Here is a 20,090-nt window from a genome sequence, read left to right on the forward strand (position 1 = left end):
AATAAAATAGGTGTTTACATAACTTTATTTTTATCTATCTGAATCTGGCTTGAGAACTTATTGTCAATATTTCGTATCACATTCAATATAGCATCTACCGCCTCTACATAAAATTTCGGATTAATGTTTTCATACGTATCGCTCGGTTGATGATAATCTTTATGATCTTCTACACCGAAATATAAGAAAGGGATATCTTTGGCGTTAAAAGCCCCTTGATCGCTTTGGTTAGTCCAATCGTCGTGCCCTGTGTTAGGATCGTCATGTCCTAGCAGAAGCTTTACTTTTACTTCATCCTTTATATCTTCTACATATCTCCTTAATTGAGGATATTTGTATGTACCACAGACATATAGCTCGTTTTTATCATTATGCGAAATCATATCCATGTTGATATTGAGCTTTATTTGATCTAACCGAATAGGTGGGTTTTCAACAAAAGCCTTGGCCCCGCGTAAGCCCATTTCCTCTGCATCAAAGGCTGCAAACACAATCGTAAAATTGGGTTTATTTTCACTGAAATAAGCAGCGAACTGTAATAAGGCGGCTATACCCGATGCATTGTCGTCTGCGCCATTATAAATGGAATCACCTACTTTACCCAAATGGTCGTAATGTGCTGATATGACAAGAACCTCTTTCAGTTTGCCTGGAATATAACCTATTATATTTTTCCCGCTATAAGACGTCCCCTCTTTATCATCAAATTGAAAAGTTTGTATATAATCTTCACCTTGTGGGAAATGTTCCAAACCTAGGCTTTTAAATCGGTCGGCAATAAAAGCCGCCGCCTTTTCCGCACCTGCTGTCCCCGTTTTTCTGCCCTCATATTCGTCGGACGACAATACTTTTAGGTCTTTCAATACTTGTGCATCTTGTCGTTCTGCATTTTCTTTAACACTTGCACAGCAGCTAACACAAAAAAATAGTATCAAAAAGGAAAATCGATGAAGAATAGTAAGCATATTGATGCATGTTTTATTACAAACATACGAAATAGTTCTTAAGGGACACCCAAAGTATAAAAGGAGGGTTTATTTTAACTCTTTCTCCGCGAAAGAAAAAGAAGCAAAGAGCCGACCGTAGGGATTCATGAACACCTTTGAAAATAATGAAGTAGTGAATAAAATCGCCGCTTAAACTTAGTGCTTATCACACTTCTCGCATGTCCACTGCTACCACACGGGATACGCCTTGTTCCACCATGGTTACTCCATATATAATATCCGTACTGGCAATAGTCCGCTTGTTATGTGATACAATAATAAACTGCGACTGATTGGAGAATTTCCGGATAATATTATTGAACTTATCGATGTTCGTGTCATCCAAAGGAGCATCTACCTCGTCGAAAATGCAAAAAGGAGCTGGCTTGAGCAGATATAAGGAAAATAGAAGGGCCGTCGAGGTAAGCGTTTTTTCACCACCTGAAAGCTGGTTGATGGATAAAGGACGTTTCCCTTTTGGACGTGCCATAATTTCTATATCGGATTCAAGGGGTAAATCAGGATTACTCAACACTAAATCACAGGAATCTTCTTCATTAAATAAGGAGCGGAAGACGGTAATAAAATGTTCACGCACCTGAGTGAAAGACTCCATAAATTTATCACGAGCGGTATCATCTATTTCCTTAATGGTATCCAATAAAGATGTTTTAGCATCGAAGAGATCTTTACGCTCTTTTTGAATAAACGTATACCGCTCGTTCATCTCTTGATAGGCTTCCATAGCCATCGAGTTAATGGCGCCAAATTCTTCCAGCTGTTTTTTCAGTTTTTCGGTCCGATTCCTCAACTCTTCTTCGCTTTCAATATGATCGGGCAGCTCGTTATCCAGTAACTCGTTGATATCGATTTCAAATTCAACGGCCAATCGTTCCTTTAGTGCGTTCAAATCGAGCTTTAGACTGTTCTTCTTGTCTTTTAATTCGTTGGTTAGCAGCTCTATTTGATCTTTCCGTTTACGGAACCCCCCGATTTCTTCTTCTTTTTTATTGATATTGGCGCGCATGGTATAGTACTGCTGTTCCGCTTCTTGTAAGCCCTTTTCCAAAGCCTCTTTCTGCGCATACATGGCGATTAGATCCTCATCAGAATGATCCACATGCTGTAAAGTATCTTTAATGGCCTCCTTTACCGCTTCGTATTCCGTACTATATTGGGTAATACGCTTTTCTAGATTTTCATGCTGGCTCTCTCGGTATTCTAAATCTTTATTGATACCGGCAACTTTATTTTGTTGTTGATGGTAGCGTATATTTTCTTGATTATAGGCTGACGATATGGTGGTAAGTCGTTCTGAAATTTCATTAAAATTTTCCTGAAATGCAGTTAGCTCGTTTGCCTTATCTATTTTGCTCGCTGTTAAGGATGCCAAAGCCGGCTCTGCTTGTGCAAGTTCAGCTTGGATCGTGCGGATTTTTTCTTCGATATCCTGTTTTCTATTCTGGCTATTTTGTATGAAAGAGAGGTACTGCTCTTGCTTCGTTTTTACAGAGATTAATTCATTGCTCAGGCGGTTGAGTTGTAGCTTGGTCTCTTCAAGCTGACTTTTTTTGGTGTTTGCCTTCAGATCGTTCAATAAAGCCGTCTCATTAACAATATCCAATTGGATTTTTTCGAGATGCGTCGTGAGCTGCTTGATTTCCTTACTTAAGTTATCGAGGTTCTTCGCTCTACCGATACGCTTGCCCTCAAACAACCCTACCGATCCACCACTCATCCCCAGTCGAAATTTTGCAAACTTACCGGTTTTGTGCAGGATGGTTAATTGCGTATCGGGTAACGGTGTCTCTAAATCGCTTTCATCTTCCGTTTTTAGAATATATACATCGTGTAATAGTAACTTGATCAGTGGAAGATAGCGCTCTTCTGTATCAACAACAGATAAAGCAGGGATAAACCGTTCATCTGATAGGAGGTCTAATCCATTGCGAATGTCCGGCTGTGTAATAGCTTCCAAAACGAAAAAGCCGGCACGACCGCGTGATGCGCTCCCTAATAATTTAATAGCTTTAACGGCCTCTTGACGTTCATTAACCACATAATGGTTCATTACAGGTTCGAGAAAGTTTTCAATAGCCACTCGATATTCTTCTTTACAGAAGAGCACATCAGATAGGAGTGGGTAAGGTTTTGCCCAGCCCGCATTCTTTCTTAAGAATCGGATAGACTCCGGAAAACCTTCCAAATTATCGACTAGTGATTTGGTTAGGTTGTACTCATTTTGTTTCGCATCTAATGTGCGGTTATCCTTTATTACGGCCTCTTTATAGGATTGGATAAGGACTTCTTTATTAGCTATTTGCTGTTGCAGCTCTTCTTCATAGGCTAATGTACCATCATATTCCTCCTGCAAAGCGTCAACACGTCCCTCTAGTTCATCAACTACCTTAGAAAATTCGTTTAGCTCACTTTCTTTAGCTTCTGTATCAACGATATTTCGTTCGCTTTCCTGGCTTAGCGCGTCTTTTTGGATGTGCAGAACGGCAATTTCTTTTTCTAATTTATAGATGTTGTTCTGAAGTTGATTGTTTTCATGTACAAAAGCATCTAGTTTAGTCTTGGCGGTTTGCTGTTGCCCCCTCAGCTCGTCCACTTCCTGTTTCTGTTCATCAAGTGAAATCTTGATTTCATCTAATTTTTGTTGCTCAAGTAGCTGCTCTTCGTTTAAACGCTTAATATTATAAAGAACGTGATTGATTTGCTGTCTGTCGTTGGCCAGCTCTTTACTCAAACGTTGCTCCTTATCGTTTAAGTTCTTTAGCTGTTCATTTTTGACCTTCTTTTCGCTTTCATAAGCTCTTATCTTGGAGGTGTACTCATTGGCCGCTTTTTGTTGAACCGAAAGATTTTTCTCTTCCACTAAGCTTTCCTGTTTGAGTTTTTGGAGTTCGGCCTCAAGTGTGTCCAATTGCGTGACAATAAGGTTCCGTTCGTCTTCTTGAGCACTGTGTTGTTCATCTAGGCGCTCAAGTGCTTCGCGAAAGTTACTGATCCTAAATGATGCCAACGATACGCTCAGTTCTTTATATTGGTCTTTGAGTTTATAATAGCGTTCTGCTTTTTTTGCCTGATTTTCTAAGGTTTTTAAGTTTTTTTCAATCTCAAAAAGGAGATCTTCTACACGACTTAGATCTGCTTCGGTGTCCTTTAGTTTATTAAGTGTTTGTTTTTTCCTAACCTTATATTTCGATATACCGGAAGCCTCTTCAAAAAGTGCCCTTCTGGAATTCTCTTTGTTGTTAATAATCTCATCGATCATTTTCAGTTCAATGATGGAGTAAGAGTCGTTTCCAATTCCGGTATCCAAAAACAAGTCAGTGATATCTTTTAATCGGCATTGTACATCATTTAAACGATATTCACTCTCGCCTGTCCGATATAATTTACGGGTAATGGTAACCTGAGAGAACTCTGTTGGAAGGATGTTTTTGGTATTGTCAAAAGAAAGTGAAACTTCAGCTAAATTAGCCGCTTTGCGCGTTTTAGTGCCATTGAAGATGATGTTTTCCATTTTTTCAGAACGGAGGTTCTTGGTGCGTTGTTCGCCCAGTACCCAACGAATCGCATCAACCACATTGGATTTTCCACAGCCGTTCGGACCGACAATTGCCGTAACACCTTCATTGAAATTGATAGTGATTTTATCGCCAAAGCTTTTAAATCCTTTAATCTCTAAACGCGTAAGTTGCATGTATTTTGTCCAAAATTTGAGGCTGCGAATTTAATGAATTGAACCAATTTATCTAATTTTCTGCTATCTTTTCTATTCGCTTTCGATTTTTTCTATCTATTTAAGTGTTTTCGTCTACTTTCTTTCAAAGTGAAGAAAGTAGACGAAAATTATTTTCTATCTTTAATCCATGGAAACCATTCTACCCTTATCATCGCTGCAATTGTTTTTGGCTATCAAATATATGCTAATTTCAAAAAAGAGCAGGAGAAGGCCAAAAAACGAAAACCGTCGCATCGTCCACAAGTAGATGAAACACCGTATAAACCATTGCAGCGTGAAATACTTCAACGTGAGCCACTGTCGGAGCCGGAGCTGATCCATCCCAAATCTGAAAAACACATCACTTTTGAGGATTACTCCGGGGTTTTAGAGGTAGAAGAAGTGAAAAGGGCGAAAGAAATTCATAAGAAACACGAACATGCATACAAGCGTTTGGAACCTTATAAAATAGATGCCGGCAGCGAGGAAACCAATCCCTATGGGGATTTCGATTTAAGGGATGCCGTTATTAAATCCGCTATTTTGAATAGACCGAGGTATTAGTGACATACTAAAGGCACACGAATAAATCTTCGTGCGCCAGCAATAAGTTTTTGTTCTAATGAAGATAGTTAAAAACTTAAAACTTAGTTCTTAGAACTTACAACTCAAAAACCTATGGATCCACTAAAACAAACTGATCAGCGTCTTGTAAAAAAGGTAGTTTCTCTCTAATCCGTTTTAAATCGTCCGGATAAAGCGTGAAGGTATAGAGGTCCTCGTCCTCCGGTTTATAATAAACAACCCCACCGTCAGGTGCAACACAGGTAGAGGCTCCTGAATGATAAACCTGATTTCCATCGTAACCTACACGATTTACGCCAATTACGTAGCATTGGTTTTCAATCGCACGAGCAGGAATAAGGGCTCTCCAATGTCCTATCCGCATGTCCGGCCAACTTGCTATATATAGTAGGATATCATATACGTTGTTAAGATTTCTGCTAAATGCCGGAAAACGGAGATCATAACAGGTTTGCAAACATACACGCCAACCATTTATTTCTACAATGACGCGCTTTTTGCCCGCTGTGAAAACCTTTTCTTCACCAGCCATCGAAAATAAATGTCTTTTATCATATTTATGGAATGAACCATCGGGCTTCATCCAAATAAAACGATTGTAATATTTGCCGCCGTCTTCTATAATGAGGCTACCTGCTACAACGCAATTGTACTTTTTTGCCTGTTCTAACATCCAATAGATTGTTTGGCCGTCCATTCTTTCCGCACATTTCTCAACATTCATGGTGAATCCGGTATTGAACATCTCCGGCAAAATAATCAAGTCGGTTTTTTCCTTCAATGAGGAAAGACGTAATGCCAAATTGGATAGGTTTTTCTCTGTGTTCTCCCAAAAAAGATAGGCCTGAAATATTGTTATTTTTAATGGTTTCATTTAAAGTAATTATTCATTTTTCGTTAAGGATATCCTTTATCGTCTAATGAATAGGTTAGTGATAGTCGGATGTCTTTAGTACTAACGATGCACCGTAATATACTAAATTAACGAAAGTTTGTAAATATCTTAATTTCTCAATTAATCTTTTTGTTCACTATTTAGTGTATGATACTGAAACGCCATCAAAGCCAAAAAAAGCGTGTTATTTAATTCGTGCTAAATTTTCAACGGCTTTTTCCAAGGTTTCGTGTTTTTTTGCAAAACAAAATCTTATATAGTGTCTGTCCAATCGGTTTTTGTAAAACACGGATAATGGAATAGTTGCGACGCCATAGTTGACCGTCAGTTCCTTTGTAAAGTCAAGATCACCTTTGTCGCTTATTTTATCGTAATTGGCTAACAAAAAGTAAGATCCCGATGCAGGAAGTATCTCAAAAGGCGTTGAACGGAGCGCATTGACGAAAAAGTCCCTCTTCTCCTGGAAGAATTTGCTAAGTAAGAGGTATTCACTTTCGTCCATCAAGAAATCGGCCAAGGCATATTGAACGGGGGTATTTACGCTGAATACCAAATATTGGTGAACCTTCCGAAATTCAACGGTCAGTTTTTCAGGAGCAAGACAATACCCAATTTTCCAGCCGGTTATGTGAAACATTTTTCCAAAAGAAGAGATTACGAAGCTGCGTTCCCGTAGTTCGGGATAACTTGCTACACTAATATGTTTCTTGCCATCAAATACAACCTTGTCATAAACTTCATCGCTAATGATAAATATATCCGTTCCCTGTGTAAGTTTTATCAATTGTTTCATATCGGCGTCAGTTAGCGTAGCCGAGGTAGGATTATGCGGTGTATTGATAATAATAAGCTTTGTCTTATGTGAAAAGACCTTCTTGACATCGTCCCAATTGATATTAAAGCTGTTAGGCAATAAAGAAACAGTTTTTACCATTCCTCCACATAAATCGATTGCAGGCGCGTAACTATCGTAACAGGGATCAAAACAAATCACCTCGTCATCCGGTCGAATAATACTGGCAATAGCGGTAAATATGGCTTGCGTTGCACCTGCTGTAATGGTGATTTCCTTGTCTGGATGATAAATCGCATGCTGTTGCTTTTCCACCATCTCGGCTATTTTTTCACGTAGCTGCAAAACCCCTGGCATAGGAGCGTATTGATTCAGTCCCTTTTTCATATAAGTTTGGGTTAAATCAATAAGCTTAGGGGAGCAGTCAAAATCAGGAAAACCCTGCGAGAGATTGATTGCTCCATGCTCATTGGCTAAGGCAGTCATCGTGCTGAAAATAGAATTGCTTACGTTAGGAAGTTTAGATAGAACGTTGATCATAAGGATGTGATTCAAGTTTGTTTGTTTTGTTTAACTTTTTTTTAAATTAGTTGTTACTGGTTAAAGATGACATTGTTTATCCGAGAACGCTATTTTCTCAACAAAATAAGTCAAGTGTACAGTATATTCTTGTAAATTGCAACGTCCTAAGTATGCCATGTAACGTTTATGGCAGAAACTGTGTAAGCTCATTGTTGTAGTAACACAAAGGAACAAATTTTATATACGAATAAAATATCCATGTATTACAGGCTATTCAAACACGGATGCAGATAAAAATAAAGTGGATATTCCATATGGCCATAAAAAACAGATTATTTACATATGAAATATAACAGATTTTTGATCTTATTATTGTTTGCCATCGGGTTCATTTCTTGTAATAATCCAAAAAAGCAAGGAGGTGTTCCCCGAGTTGGATTTATCGAAGCCTTCGAAGATGCTACTATTGGCGATGCCCGCAAAGGTTTTATAGAAGCCCTGGCAGCAAGTGGTTTTAGCGAACAAAATAAGACAGTAGAAATCATCGCAAAGAACGCGCAGGGCGATATGGGAGCCATGAACCAAATAGTAAGTTATATGCAGTCGGAAGAGGTGGATTGTATTGGAACCAGTACAACCATGTCAACCTTGGCTACTGTGCAGCGAATAAAAAACATCCCGATATTCATGTGCGTTACCGCTATGCCGCAAATATTGGGACTGATAAATGAAAAGAAAAAAGGGCCTGATAATCTTTTTGGTGTCGGCGAAGATCTGAATTATATCGACACATCCTTTGCTATTATTCAACAAGTCGTCAAACCAAAAAAAGGATAATCTACGCATTGGTATGATCTATAACCAAGCTGAACAGCAGTCAGTTGACGCCTTTAACCGACTGGATAAGTTGGCGAAGCAAAAGCAGGTTGAACTAATCGCCTTACCGCTAAACACTTCCGCTGATGCTCAGCTAGTCGTGCGTGCACTCTTGAAAAGAAAAATAGATGCTTTTTTCGCTAACCCCGACAATACTGTTTTCGCAGCTTTCGAAACTATCTTAAATAATTGTAATGAGCGTGGAATTCCGGTTTTTACAAGTGAAGTCGGACTGGTAAAAAGAGGGGCTGTAGCTGCTTATGGTGCCGATATCTATCAATGGGGATACCAGGCAGGGCAAGAAGCCGCTAAATTTCTGAAGTCAAAGAAAACAGATAAGTTAACGGTTGTAAAAGTCAAGATAAGAAGAAGGGTATATAATGGAGCCGCAGCGACTCGATTCGGACTAACATTCTCGGAAAATTTCGAAAAGCTATAAATTTTCTTCAACTGCATGGATTTTTATTTCGCTGCTATACTACAAGGTCTATGTTTTGTACCCATGGGGTTGGGGATCTATCTAACGATGAAGATTTTCAATTTTCCTGATATCACTACCGATGGGAGTTATACGCTGGGCGCAGTAATATGCGCGTTGGGTATAAGCCATCAGCTATCCCTTTTTATACTAGTCCCGCTTATTCTACTGGCAGGTGCCATTGCGGGTAGTTGCACGGCACTTATTCATACGAAGCTAAAAATTAATGCCTTATTGGCGGGTATTTTGGTAATGACCGCTTTATATTCTGTTAATCTTACCCTGTTGGGACGTTCCAACATTCCGCTCTTAAGCTACAAGAATCTTTTTTCCATCACACTGGTGCAAGATGCTAATTCCAATACGTTCCTGATTGCCGGTACGGTGGTTGTCATACTAGTCGTTATACTCAACTATTTATTGCGGACTGACTTCGGCATTGCGATGCGAGCCACAGGGAATAATGAAATCATGGTGAGATCGCTGGGGGTAAACACCTTCAAAATAAAATGGATTGGCTTGGCGATTACGAATGCATTGGTTGCTTTTAGCGGTTCGTTGATTGCCCAGTTTCAGGGTTTTACTGACATCAACATGGGCATTGGGATTGTTATCAGTGGTTTAGGTTCCGTAATGATTGCGGAAACTATTATCAAATTGCTGCCCACAGATAAAGTATGGATTAATCTCGGCATGGTCATCATTGGTGTGGTTATTTTTCAGTTAGTACTAGCCTTTACATTAAGTCTGGGTATAGATTCTTCTCTTCTCAAACTGTTTACCTCTTGTTTTGTGTTACTAATTGTTGCTTTGCCTCAAGGTAATTTTCTGAAAGGTTCGCTAAAACGTTGATTATGCTGGTTCTCAATAATGTAAGTAAAACTTTTTTCCCTAATCGGCCGAATGAGATCCGTGCGCTGGACCGTTTGTCTTTTACCGTGTCCTCGGGGGAATTTGTGTCCGTAGTAGGCGCAAATGGATCTGGTAAAAGTACGCTGCAAAATCTAATTGCCGGTACGATCTGGGCTGACAATGGCGAAATTAGATTAAATGATGAATTGCTAAATCAAATGGCAGATTACCGGCGGAGCCGATGGATAGCACGGGTTTTTCAGAACCCATTGCAAGGTACTGCTCCGGAATTGAGCATCTTGGACAATTTTAGATTGGCTTCCCTGCGTGGAAAAGCGAAAAAACTTACTATTGGCGTCAATACCGCTTTTAAGGAGCGGGTGAGGGAGCAGGTGCGGTTACTCGATATGGGCTTGGAAAACAAAATACATCAACCAATGGGTTTACTAAGTGGTGGGCAGCGGCAGGCTTTAACTTTGCTGATGACAGTTATGAGCGATGTTAAATTGCTGCTTTTGGATGAACCCACCGCTGCGCTCGACCCACGATCTGCCGCTCGCGTTATGGAGTTGGCGAGCAAGCTAATCGCAGATTATCAACTTGCAGTACTATTTATAACCCATAACATGAGAGAAGCTCTTAGCTATGGCAATCGCTTGGTACAGCTATCGCATGGTCGAATCAAGCGAGATTTGTCGAACGAGGAGAAACACCGGTTAAAGCCGCAAGATTTATATGAATGGTTTAATGAGGATTGAATAAAACTTGTATATTCGCCCTATGTTGAGCGCTCGAGGTATAAAAAAGGCATACGGTAACCTCCAAATTTTAAAAGGCGTTGACCTGGAGGTCAGAAAGGGTGAGATTGTTAGCATCGTAGGAGCCTCCGGAGCGGGCAAGAGTACTTTCCTGCATATTCTTGGATCATTAGATATGCCGGATGGGGGTGAGGTGGTGCTGAATGGAACTGAGTTGCCCAAACTTTCTCCCAATAAATTAAGCGCCTTTCGGAATAAACATATAGGTTTTATTTTTCAATTTCATCATTTGCTTCCTGAGTTTACTGCCTTGGAGAACATTTGCATACCTGCATTCATTGCCGGGAAAGGAAAATCTGAGAGTGAAAAAAGAGCAAAACAATTGTTAGATATCCTTCAGGTAGGAGCCCGAGCAGACCATAAACCCAATGCTTTATCCGGTGGCGAACAACAGCGAGTATCCGTAGCACGCGCCCTGATGAATAATCCATCCATTATTTTAGCCGATGAGCCGTCGGGCAATTTGGATTCGGAAAATGCCGAGGCCTTGCACCATCTTTTCGTACAATTGAGGAATGAATTGCAACAAACTTTCGTTATAGTAACGCATAATGAACACCTGGCTGATATTTCGGATCGTACTGTGCACATGAAGGATGGTTTGATTGTTTAAAGTTATAGACGGACGAAGGTATCCTTAAATTTATGCTAAACTGATTTTGATGAATATTTTGATTACTGGAGGGATGAGTGCGCTCGCACAGAAACTTGCACGTGTATTTTCTGCGGAGGATAAGGTGATATTCGGTGATAATGTAGCTATCCCTGATTTGTTAATTGCAGGAGGAAGGTATGTAGTAATACCATCCGGCAGCAGCGCATCGTTTAATCACGAACTATTAAAGGTGGGTATCAGCAACGAATCAGACCTTATAATTCCTTTGAGAAAGGACGAAATCGTACAGCTTGCTGCATGTAAAGATTTGTTTGCAGAATACGGAATACAATTGGCAGTACCGTCGCACCGACTTTTAGAGATCGTTGAATTTATTGTCAACCCGGGCAAAGATCTGAACACAACGGTTTTACTCAAAGGCAAAATAGCAGGTCAAGGAGAACCGATTGAAAGCTTGGAAAACGAGTCGGGCGTATGCGTAGTCTCAGACGGTGGGGAGGAACTCTTTTTTTGTTGTTTGGCATAGCCAGGGATGGCTTATTCTGTAACTGAAAAATGCTTACGTATAAAGATCTAGATCAGAACAAAAAGGCCTTTATTTTCGAGGTAGATGATGTGCTCTATCCGGAAAAGGATTATCTCTTGCAGGTATATTATCTGTTCGCTCATTTATTGGAATATACGGAAACAGTGCCACCGGCGAACGATTTAACTGCTTTCATGAAAAAAGTATATGAGCATCACGGGAAAGAAGAAATTTTTCAACGGGCAGCAGCTGTGTTTGGAATCGACGCAAAGTATCTTGAAAATTTTAAAAGAATCCACGTAAATGCTCAATTGCCGCTAAAATTATTACTCTTCGAAGAGGTAAAACATTTACTATTGGAAATCACGAAGGACGAAAAGAGAATTTTTGTTTTAACGAAGGGAAATCCGTTGATGCAACTGAATAAATTAAAGCAAATTGATTGGGGCCCCTTAAGTAGCTATATAAAGATGTACTTTTATGATGAGCTTGCCTTACAGGGAGTTACCGATCCGCTTGAGTATCTTCTTCGTGATAATCATCTTCGTTTGGAGGACGTGCTTATCATTAGTCGGAACCGGGAGCCTACTGAAGAGATTCTTAAAGCAGGAATTGATTATCTTCCGGTCGAGTCATTGTTGAAGACCGACCGGCACTAATGATCAAAAGATTTTGTACATTGCAGCTAATTTCAGGTAATCGTCTAAACGATTACTGATCCGCCTACAAGAAGGCTTTTAATTCTGGTATTTTATGAATAAAGGCAAACAACCAACGATTAAGGAAATCGCCAAACGGTTAAAGATATCCACCTCAACTGTTTCCCGTGCGCTTAATGATCATCCCAGCATCGGGTTAATTACCACGATGCGAGTAAAGAAATTAGCTGAGGAATTGAACTACGAGCCGAACAGAACCGCAATATTTTTCAAACAGCGAAAAACATTCACTATAGGCGTTATTTTGCCAAGTTTATCCGAAGCTTTCTTTTCTGCGGCCATAAGTGAAATTGAGAATTTTGCGAATAGCCGCAATTACACAGTCATTCTTGGCCAATCATTGGATGATCCCGAAAGAGAGCTGAAAATTATCAATACCATGAAAGTGCATCGTGTAGACGGAATTATCCTTTCTTCCGCCAAAAACACACGCGAATTTGAGTATATTGAAATATTGAGAAATGCAGGCATTCCGGTTGTTTTTTTCGATTGCGTGCCCGATTTGGCGCAGATTAACGCTATTGTTAGTAATCTGAAAACAGGAATGAAGGAGGCCATTGATACATTTGCCTCCTGTGGGCATCGGGGAATCGCCTTTATCAATGGACCGGCCCATTTACCCGCAAGCAAAGAAAGAGAGGAGGCATTTATTGAAGCGTTAGTTAATAACGGTATTCCCTTAAATCGCGATTATATTGTTTATACCGATTTGTCGGAAAAGGGAAATATCGATGCAACACTGCAATTGATTAACTTAAGCGAGAGACCCTCCGCTGTCGTTTCGTTTAATGACTATGTTACCTTGGATGCGATGAATGCGGTGCGTAGCAAAGGATTGACGGTTAACCAAGATATATTTTTTATCAGTTATGCGAACTACCCCATATGGAAATATATGGAAAACCCACCCATGGCTTCCATTGAGCAATTACCGGGAAAACAGGGAGCACTTGCAGCTGAAATGTTATTCGAATTGATAGACAGAGATACCGAAGAGAACGCCGATGATTCAGGCATTAAACAGGGTCGGAAAATAGTATTGGAATCAAAGCTGGTAAACCAGCATGTATAGCGCTACGTTCCGGGTTATTGTATAATCAGAGCCAAAACGTTGATATTCGAGAATGAATTATCTTCGAATGAAAGAAAGCTATAGCTAATTGCTAACCATAAACGCTAAACTTATGAACCTCGATTTTAATATAAACGAAGATGTTAACAAGCAGGCTGTTTACGAACTGAAAAGTCGATTAAAAAAAGTTTTTTTAGGTGGCGGAGAGACGGCAAGCAAAAAGCAGCATGAAAAGGGTAAAATGTTGGCTAGAGAGCGGATTGAATATTTGCTCGATAAGGATCGGCCTTCGTTGGAAATAGGGGCGCTGGCGGCAGACAACCTCTATGAGGAACAGGGAGGCTGCCCCTCAGCCGGTGTAGTGGTAGTGGTGGGTTATATTGCCAATAGGCAGTGTGTCGTGGTAGCAAACGATGCTACCGTCAAGGCTGGTGCCTGGTTCCCTTTAACTGCCAAGAAAAATCTTCGCGCACAGGAGATTGCTATGGAAAATCGATTGCCCATTATTTACCTGGTAGACTCGGCGGGCGTTTACTTACCCATGCAGGATGAAATATTTCCCGATAAAGAACACTTTGGACGCATTTTTCGAAACAACGCGCGCATGAGTAGCGAGGGTATTGTACAAATAGCGGCTATTATGGGATCTTGCGTAGCCGGTGGAGCTTATTTGCCGGTGATGAGCGACGAAGCGATGATTGTAGATGGTACCGGCTCCGTTTTTCTTGCGGGATCCTATTTGGTAAAATCGGCTATCGGTGAAGAGGTGGACAACGAAACACTTGGCGGTGCAACGACACACTGTGAAATATCCGGGGTGACGGACTATAAGCATCCGGACGATAAAAGCTGTTTGGACAGTATCAGACGTATTATTGAAAAACTAAGCGCTCCTTTAAATAGCGGATTTAACCGGATAAAGCCCGTGCTTCCTGCACTTGATTCAAAAGAAATTTATGGTTTACTTCCGAACTTGCGAGAAAAACCTTATGACATGGCCGAAATCATACAGCGCTTGGTAGACAACTCGGAATTTGATGAATATAAGGCTTTATATGGAAAAAGTATTTTATGTGGTTTGGCTAGGATTGACGGCTGGGCAGTAGGGATTGTGGCCAATCAACGGAAAGTAATAAAAAATAAGAAGGGTGAAATGCAGATAGGAGGGGTTATTTATTCAGACGCGGCTGATAAAGCGGCACGATTTATTATGAATTGTAATCAGAAGAAAATACCACTTGTTTTTTTACAGGATGTAACCGGATTTATGGTTGGCAGTAAATCCGAACAAGGTGGAATCATTAAGGATGGAGCAAAAATGGTGAATGCAGTCGCAAATTCAGTCGTGCCAAAATTTACCGTTGTGATTGGAAATTCCTATGGGGCCGGAAATTACGCCATGTGTGGTAAAGCTTACGATCCCCGCTTAATATACGCCTGGCCATCGGCAAAAATTGCTGTGATGGGAGGTGAGCAGGCAGCAAAAACCTTGTTGCAAATTCAAAAAGCAACACTGAAAGCAAAAGGGCAAAATTTAAGTGACCAAGCGGAGGCTGATCTCCTAGGTGAAATTACGGCTAGATATAATCGACAGACTACTCCCTACTACGCAGCCGCGCGTCTATGGATAGATGGGATTATTGATCCGCTAGACACAAGAAAAGTTATATCGATGGGGATCGAGGCCGCTAATCAGAGCCCAATTACGAAAGCTTTTAACGTGGGGGTTATGCAGGTGTGAGGTATCGGGTTTAGGTGGGAGATGGAAGGTTGAGGTTTGAGGTGTAGGGTGTAAGCAATGACGCTTAAAGTCTACGGATAACAGCAGATAAGAAATTTACAAAAGGAAAACGGATTGCTTTGATGTAATCAGTATCTTTGTGTCGAGAAAAAATAGAATTTACATGACTGAAGAAATAGAACACGTTAAGTGCTTAATTATAGGTTCGGGACCAGCAGGATATACGGCCGCTATTTATGCAGCGCGCGCTGACTTAAAACCCGTTATGTATACCGGTATTGTTCCGGGTGGACAGCTAACGCAAACTACGGATGTTGAAAATTTTCCAGGTTATCCGGCGGGTATCATGGGTCCGGAAATGATGGAAGATTTTAGAAAGCAAGCGGAACGTTTTGGTACCGATATACGGTTTGGTTATGCTACCGGTGTAGATTTTTCAGGGCCGGTTCATAAAGTTGTCATTGATGAAATCAAAACAATAACGGCCGATACGGTAATTATAGCAACTGGTGCTACAGCAAAATGGTTAGGTTTAGATAGCGAGCAAAAGTACAACGGATTTGGTGTTTCAGCTTGTGCGGTATGTGACGGATTTTTCTTCAAAGGTCAAGATGTGGCTATTGTCGGAGCAGGAGATACGGCAGCAGAAGAGGCTACTTACCTTGCTAAATTGTGTAGAAAAGTACATATGTTGGTTAGAAGAGACGAGTTTCGGGCTTCTAAAGCAATGCAACATCGCGTTTTCAATACGCCAAATATAGAGATACATTATAATACAGAGGCAGAAGAGATTTTGGGAGACGGTAAAACTGTTAATGGATTGCGAATCATCAATAATCAAACAAAGGAACATCAAGTATTGGATATAACAGGTTTCTTCGTAGCAATAGGCCACAAACCGAACACTGATATTTTCAAAGGATGGCTGGATATGGATGAATCGGGTTATTTAATTACAAAAGCTGATAGTACCCAAACGAATGTTGAGGGAGTTTTTGCCGCAGGTGATGTTCAAGACCATATCTATCGGCAAGCGGTAACGGCTGCAGGTAGTGGCTGTATGGCTGCGTTGGAAGCCGAGCGATATTTAGCAGCTAAAGAGCATGCCATTATAGAAACTGCTGATTAATAAAGTTTATTTTGCTATAGACAAAAGGCGCTTAGGCGCCTTTTGTCATATATCTATATTTTGTTCTATTTCGACACCATTTTTAAACCGATAATTGAAGCGATTAGGGTGAAAATAAAAAATAGACGCCAAAAATCAGAGGGTTCTTTATATAGGATGATCCCCATAATAACCGTTCCTACAGCTCCAATACCCGTCCATACAGCATAACCCGTGCCAATCGGAATATCCTGAATCGCTTTGTTAAGAAGAAGAAAGCTCAGCGTGATACAAATGAAAAAACCGATGGACCATTTAATGTTGGTAAAGTTATTTGATAACTTTAAACAGGAAGTAAAGCCTACTTCAAATAGACCCGCAATAATTAGATAAAACCAAGCCATAGTATTTTGTTTTTTGTGTTGGCAAATATCCGTAATAGGATACAGCGCTTTTTTTACATATGTTAAAAAATAATTCAATCGAAAGTTACCGATTCATTTTACGCCTGATTCTGCTCAATGTAACCTGACTGACGCCTAAGTAAGACGCAATATAGCCCAATTGTACCCGTTGAACAATAGAAGGAGATAACGTAATCAGTTCATTATAGCGCTCGGTTGCGGTTTTCGATTGGGTGCCTATCAGCCGCTCTTCCGTTTTTACCAGTTCTGAGCCAATCAGCCGATTAAAAAAATTGGCGATATCTAAATTATTTTCGCAAAGTGTTTTTACTTTACGATGGCTTATTCTTAATAGTGTGCTGTTTTCTAATAGCTCGATGGTTTCGTATCCCGGACTTTCATTAAAAAAGCTGTTATAAGACAACAGCACATCGGTTTCTAAGCAAAAGCAGAACACGGTTTCTTTCTCTTCGGTTTGTATATATACACGTGCTATCCCTTGCAAAATAAAATATAGATACGGTGCTGTGCGGCCGGCTTTTATGATGCTCGAACCTTTCTCATAATCTACTTCTTCCAACTCGTTGCAAAATAAGCTTAAAGAGGGTTCAAGCAATCCTAAATGCATCATCTTTTCTCTTAATGCTTGATCATTTGCCATAATCTGTTGCGATAATCTTAAATTCTGTTCTTCTGTTTTGCTGTTTACCCTTTTCCGTCGTGTTGTCGGCAATCGGATTATTCTGTCCGTAGCCTTTATACGCCAACCGGGTTTTGTCTATACCTTTACTCAGTAAATAAGCGTAAACAGCAAGCGCCCGTTTTTCCGAAAGTACCTGATTGGCTTGTGCGGAGCCTGTATTATCGGTATGACCTGTTATCTCTATCCGGATATGTTTGTTATGTTGTAGTAACTGAAATAACTCCATTAGGTCGCTTTCTGATGTAGGAAGAAGCTCATAACCGTTGGTAGGAAAGAAAATATTATTTAAAATGGCGGATCGTCCTGAACTAATTCGTTCTAGACCGACTTTGACAGCATAAATGTCTTTTTCTGTGAGCGTGTCTGCTAAAGCGAAATGTTGACTGTAAAATAGATATTCAGGATGCAATACGTGCAACGCATATTCACTTCCTACCGGGAGCGGTACTAGAAAAGTACCATCGAGGTAATCCACTTCTGAATAGAATGTTCGCTTCTTGTTCTTTAAATCGGTCAGCTTGACCGCTGCTTTTACGGCATTACCGGTTGTTTTATCAAATACGCGTCCTTTAACATAGGCAACAGCAGTAGGTCTTAGATGCTCAGTCAGGAGGCATGTATATATGTCAAGTCCGCCTTTGCCACCCGGTCTTTCAGCTGCGAAGTAAGCGGTTGAGCCATCTAAACTAACAGTGAGCGCACGTTGCTCCAGGTGATCATTAATAGGTGTACCCATATTGACAGGAGATAGTCTATTCCCTTCATGATCAAGCTTACTGATAAAAAGGTCTTTATTACCGAAGCCCGGCCATCCGTTAGAGGCAAAATAAAGTGTTTCGTTATCAGCATGGATAAAGGGTGTGCTTTCGTCAAACGATGTATTGACCTTGTCACCCATGTTTTGCGGTACTCCCCAAGAGCCATCTTGCTGAAGGGTGCTATACCAGATATCGTTTCCTCCAAATCCTCCTTTGCGGTTGCTAACGAAATACAGTGTGTTTCCGTCCGGACTAATTGCTGGCTGTGCCTCCCAAGAACCGGTATTAATTGGTGAACCTAAATTATGAGGGATGCCCCAGGCACTGCCTTCCCAATGGGATATGTAAATGTCACAACTTCCCTTACCGTCGGGTTTATTGCAGCCCGTAAAAAACAAATACCGTCCGTCGGGAGAAATACAATGCGCTCCTTCACTGTATGACTCGGTATTAACTTTTCCCGGAATGGGAAGGGCCTGTTTCCATGCGCTATCTTGATATTGACTGACATAAATATATTCTAAACCGCCCTTTTTTGACGCGTAAAATAATAGAAGAGCGGTCGGCCGTCAGCATAGGAAAATATTCATCATCCGCTGAATTAATTGAAGCACCCATGTTGTGAATATTTAGCAGCTGAGTGTTTTTGCGCTCGCTTAAACTGAAATTGCAATCCGCTAAATATTTTTGCGCAATAGCCTTCCGTTGATTAGTCTGTGTTGATACCTTGCTGAGGTAAGTTGTCAAAGCTTGTTTGGATGCCGCATAAGCGCCTAAGTTCAGCAAACTTTCGCCTAGTCCAAACCAAGTGGAGGGTGTTAAATCCGAAGCTAGTTTGGAAACCATCTCATAATGTTTGGCAGCTTGTTCAAACTCTTTTTGACGCAGATATATATCCGCTAATTGCTGGCGTGCAGTAATGAAAAGACTATCGTCGTTCAGAAGCTGTTCCAAACGTATAGTGGCATTGGTAAAATCATTTCTGCTCAAAAATCTCGCGGCTTCTTCAAAAAGTTTTTTTGACTTGCTTGTTGAAGGATTCAGCTGCTGGGCACCCAGTTTGGAGCAAAAAAAGGATAAGCTGTTATAAAATAGGCAAAATAAAAAAAATAGGCGCATACAGTGAAGATATCTTAGCATAGGCTCCAAATCTTACACTAAGATATAATATTTTATGCCTTTTTTGTTTTTTTGCTAGGGGATATTAAGATACTTATGGGTTTGCAAAGAAATTTCCCACTTGGGGTTTTCCTTTACATAGTCAATAATAAGGGGCGTCATCTGAGCCGCTTTAGACCACTCAGGCTGTAGGTATAACTTCCTGCCGACGGGAATTTGGGCAGCATATCGTTCAGCCCATTCAAAATCACTTTTGTTAAAAACGATTACTTTTAGCTCGCCGGCAGCCTCAATAACGTCGGGGAGTGGTGCCTTAAATTTCTTGGGAGATAAACAAACCCAGTCCCAATGACCACTTAATGGGTAAGCACCGGAGGTTTCAATGAAGGTTTTAATGCCCGCATCTTGTAATCCCCTGGTTAAGTAGTCCAAATTGTAAATCAACGGTTCGCCCCCGGTAATCACCACGGTTTTGGCAGGATATCGCGCTGCGTTTCTTATGATATCATCTGCTTTTGTTAAAGGATGTAGTTCAGCATCCCAGCTTTCTTTGACATCGCACCAATGACAACCCACATCACAGCCCCCTAAACGTATAAAATAAGCTGCCTTTCCTGTGTGATAACCCTCGCCCTGAATCGTATAAAATTCTTCCATGAGCGGAAGAAGCGTACCGTCTGCTGGAACCTGTTTTGACATAATGGTGCAAAGGTAACTATTTTTTTCATGTTGCTTGTCAACCCCTAGTAATCTATACGGAAAGCACATTGTAAGGACGTTTTTTGC

Annotated in this window: 20 protein-coding genes; 11 read left to right on the forward strand and 9 right to left on the reverse strand. The window is 40.6% G+C overall.

Annotation, left to right across the window (positions count from 1 at the left end):
* Positions 1 to 14: 14 nt before the first annotated feature.
* Together QT327_RS12345 and smc are read right to left on the reverse strand one after the other, a co-directional pair.
* Entirely contained in the window at positions 15 to 965 is a 951-nt protein-coding gene (locus tag QT327_RS12345; protein ID WP_130857839.1) for a M20/M25/M40 family metallo-hydrolase, read from the reverse strand.
* Between the two features lie 187 nt (positions 966 to 1,152).
* Positions 1,153 to 4,698, reverse strand: coding sequence for a chromosome segregation protein SMC (gene smc / locus QT327_RS12350; protein WP_130857838.1), 3,546 nt, complete (start codon positions 4,696 to 4,698; stop codon positions 1,153 to 1,155).
* 129 nt (positions 4,699 to 4,827) lie between these two features.
* Between smc and QT327_RS12355 the strand changes: the two genes are divergently transcribed.
* On the forward strand, positions 4,828 to 5,283 hold the full coding sequence (locus tag QT327_RS12355) for a hypothetical protein (RefSeq protein WP_289553004.1): 456 nt from the start codon (positions 4,828 to 4,830) through the stop codon (positions 5,281 to 5,283).
* Between the two features lie 112 nt (positions 5,284 to 5,395).
* On the opposite strand, the gene QT327_RS12360 is transcribed toward QT327_RS12355, so the two are convergent.
* Positions 5,396 to 6,178 carry an amidohydrolase gene (locus QT327_RS12360; RefSeq protein WP_013666537.1) on the reverse strand — a complete coding sequence of 261 codons (783 nt, stop codon included), beginning with the start codon at positions 6,176 to 6,178 and terminating at the stop codon, positions 5,396 to 5,398.
* Positions 6,179 to 6,383: 205 nt separating this feature from the next.
* Complete coding sequence (locus tag QT327_RS12365; RefSeq protein ID WP_013666538.1) at positions 6,384 to 7,532, reverse strand: methionine aminotransferase; 1,149 nt, start codon at positions 7,530 to 7,532, stop codon at positions 6,384 to 6,386.
* 324 nt (positions 7,533 to 7,856) lie between these two features.
* On the opposite strand from QT327_RS12365, the gene QT327_RS12370 reads away from it, so the two are divergent.
* The 10 genes from QT327_RS12370 to trxB all read left to right on the forward strand — a co-directional run bounded on the left by QT327_RS12370 (position 7,857) and on the right by trxB (position 16,341).
* Positions 7,857 to 8,351, forward strand: coding sequence for an ABC transporter substrate binding protein (locus tag QT327_RS12370; RefSeq protein WP_289553005.1), 495 nt, complete (start codon positions 7,857 to 7,859; stop codon positions 8,349 to 8,351).
* Positions 8,352 to 8,364: 13 nt separating this feature from the next.
* Entirely contained in the window at positions 8,365 to 8,829 is a 465-nt protein-coding gene (locus QT327_RS12375) for an ABC transporter substrate-binding protein (protein WP_289553006.1), read from the forward strand.
* A gap of 15 nt (positions 8,830 to 8,844) precedes the next feature.
* A complete protein-coding gene (locus QT327_RS12380; protein ID WP_130857835.1) occupies positions 8,845 to 9,720 on the forward strand; it encodes an ABC transporter permease in 876 nt (291 codons plus the stop codon).
* A 2-nt stretch (positions 9,721 to 9,722) separates the two neighbouring features.
* A complete protein-coding gene (locus tag QT327_RS12385) occupies positions 9,723 to 10,478 on the forward strand; it encodes an ABC transporter ATP-binding protein (protein WP_013666541.1) in 756 nt (251 codons plus the stop codon).
* 22 nt (positions 10,479 to 10,500) lie between these two features.
* Positions 10,501 to 11,151: an ABC transporter ATP-binding protein gene (locus tag QT327_RS12390; RefSeq protein WP_013666542.1), complete on the forward strand. Its 651-nt coding sequence runs from the start codon at positions 10,501 to 10,503 to the stop codon at positions 11,149 to 11,151.
* Between the two features lie 49 nt (positions 11,152 to 11,200).
* Positions 11,201 to 11,680, forward strand: coding sequence for an ATP-grasp domain-containing protein (locus QT327_RS12395; protein WP_130857834.1), 480 nt, complete (start codon positions 11,201 to 11,203; stop codon positions 11,678 to 11,680).
* A gap of 29 nt (positions 11,681 to 11,709) precedes the next feature.
* Positions 11,710 to 12,339 carry an HAD family hydrolase gene (locus QT327_RS12400; protein WP_130857833.1) on the forward strand — a complete coding sequence of 210 codons (630 nt, stop codon included), beginning with the start codon at positions 11,710 to 11,712 and terminating at the stop codon, positions 12,337 to 12,339.
* A gap of 94 nt (positions 12,340 to 12,433) precedes the next feature.
* Positions 12,434 to 13,471 carry a LacI family DNA-binding transcriptional regulator gene (locus tag QT327_RS12405; RefSeq protein WP_149105671.1) on the forward strand — a complete coding sequence of 346 codons (1,038 nt, stop codon included), beginning with the start codon at positions 12,434 to 12,436 and terminating at the stop codon, positions 13,469 to 13,471.
* A 112-nt stretch (positions 13,472 to 13,583) separates the two neighbouring features.
* Positions 13,584 to 15,212, forward strand: coding sequence for an acyl-CoA carboxylase subunit beta (locus QT327_RS12410; RefSeq protein ID WP_149105672.1), 1,629 nt, complete (start codon positions 13,584 to 13,586; stop codon positions 15,210 to 15,212).
* 163 nt (positions 15,213 to 15,375) lie between these two features.
* Entirely contained in the window at positions 15,376 to 16,341 is a 966-nt protein-coding gene (gene trxB / locus QT327_RS12415) for a thioredoxin-disulfide reductase (RefSeq protein WP_013666547.1), read from the forward strand.
* Positions 16,342 to 16,406: 65 nt separating this feature from the next.
* On the opposite strand, the gene QT327_RS12420 is transcribed toward trxB, so the two are convergent.
* From QT327_RS12420 to QT327_RS12440, 5 genes are all read right to left on the reverse strand, one after another.
* Positions 16,407 to 16,724 carry a DMT family transporter gene (locus tag QT327_RS12420; RefSeq protein ID WP_013666548.1) on the reverse strand — a complete coding sequence of 106 codons (318 nt, stop codon included), beginning with the start codon at positions 16,722 to 16,724 and terminating at the stop codon, positions 16,407 to 16,409.
* Positions 16,725 to 16,809: 85 nt separating this feature from the next.
* Entirely contained in the window at positions 16,810 to 17,385 is a 576-nt protein-coding gene (locus QT327_RS12425; RefSeq protein ID WP_149105673.1) for a Crp/Fnr family transcriptional regulator, read from the reverse strand.
* On the reverse strand, positions 17,375 to 18,583 hold the full coding sequence (locus tag QT327_RS12430; RefSeq protein WP_289553010.1) for an OmpA family protein: 1,209 nt from the start codon (positions 18,581 to 18,583) through the stop codon (positions 17,375 to 17,377). Before QT327_RS12430 ends, QT327_RS12425 begins: the two co-directional genes overlap by 11 nt.
* A 91-nt stretch (positions 18,584 to 18,674) precedes the next feature.
* Positions 18,675 to 19,175, reverse strand: a complete 501-nt coding sequence (locus tag QT327_RS12435; protein ID WP_289553012.1) for a tetratricopeptide repeat protein — start codon at positions 19,173 to 19,175, stop codon at positions 18,675 to 18,677.
* Positions 19,176 to 19,379: 204 nt separating this feature from the next.
* Entirely contained in the window at positions 19,380 to 20,003 is a 624-nt protein-coding gene (locus QT327_RS12440) for a 7-carboxy-7-deazaguanine synthase QueE (protein WP_041387475.1), read from the reverse strand.
* Between the last annotated feature and the right edge of the window lie 87 nt (positions 20,004 to 20,090).

The organism is Olivibacter sp. 47 (assembly GCF_030372825.1).
GTDB classification, from domain to species: Bacteria; Bacteroidota; Bacteroidia; order Sphingobacteriales; family Sphingobacteriaceae; genus Olivibacter; species Olivibacter oleidegradans.

Bases quoted from the DNA above. Each gene is read 5' to 3' on its own strand.
- QT327_RS12345 (WP_130857839.1), bottom strand. From the start codon at position 965: ATGCTTACTATTCTTCATCGATTTTCCTTTTTGATACTATTTTTTTGT.
- smc (WP_130857838.1), bottom strand. From the start codon at position 4,698: ATGCAACTTACGCGTTTAGAGATTAAAGGATTTAAAAGCTTTGGCGAT.
- QT327_RS12360 (WP_013666537.1), bottom strand. From the start codon at position 6,178: ATGAAACCATTAAAAATAACAATATTTCAGGCCTATCTTTTTTGGGAG.
- QT327_RS12365 (WP_013666538.1), bottom strand. From the start codon at position 7,532: ATGATCAACGTTCTATCTAAACTTCCTAACGTAAGCAATTCTATTTTC.
- QT327_RS12370 (WP_289553005.1), top strand. From the start codon at position 7,857: ATGAAATATAACAGATTTTTGATCTTATTATTGTTTGCCATCGGGTTC.
- QT327_RS12375 (WP_289553006.1), top strand. From the start codon at position 8,365: ATGATCTATAACCAAGCTGAACAGCAGTCAGTTGACGCCTTTAACCGA.
- QT327_RS12380 (WP_130857835.1), top strand. From the start codon at position 8,845: ATGGATTTTTATTTCGCTGCTATACTACAAGGTCTATGTTTTGTACCC.
- QT327_RS12385 (WP_013666541.1), top strand. From the start codon at position 9,723: ATGCTGGTTCTCAATAATGTAAGTAAAACTTTTTTCCCTAATCGGCCG.
- QT327_RS12390 (WP_013666542.1), top strand. From the start codon at position 10,501: ATGTTGAGCGCTCGAGGTATAAAAAAGGCATACGGTAACCTCCAAATT.
- QT327_RS12395 (WP_130857834.1), top strand. From the start codon at position 11,201: ATGAATATTTTGATTACTGGAGGGATGAGTGCGCTCGCACAGAAACTT.
- QT327_RS12400 (WP_130857833.1), top strand. From the start codon at position 11,710: ATGCTTACGTATAAAGATCTAGATCAGAACAAAAAGGCCTTTATTTTC.
- QT327_RS12405 (WP_149105671.1), top strand. From the start codon at position 12,434: ATGAATAAAGGCAAACAACCAACGATTAAGGAAATCGCCAAACGGTTA.
- QT327_RS12410 (WP_149105672.1), top strand. From the start codon at position 13,584: ATGAACCTCGATTTTAATATAAACGAAGATGTTAACAAGCAGGCTGTT.
- trxB (WP_013666547.1), top strand. From the start codon at position 15,376: ATGACTGAAGAAATAGAACACGTTAAGTGCTTAATTATAGGTTCGGGA.
- QT327_RS12420 (WP_013666548.1), bottom strand. From the start codon at position 16,724: ATGGCTTGGTTTTATCTAATTATTGCGGGTCTATTTGAAGTAGGCTTT.
- QT327_RS12425 (WP_149105673.1), bottom strand. From the start codon at position 17,385: ATGGCAAATGATCAAGCATTAAGAGAAAAGATGATGCATTTAGGATTG.
- QT327_RS12440 (WP_041387475.1), bottom strand. From the start codon at position 20,003: ATGTCAAAACAGGTTCCAGCAGACGGTACGCTTCTTCCGCTCATGGAA.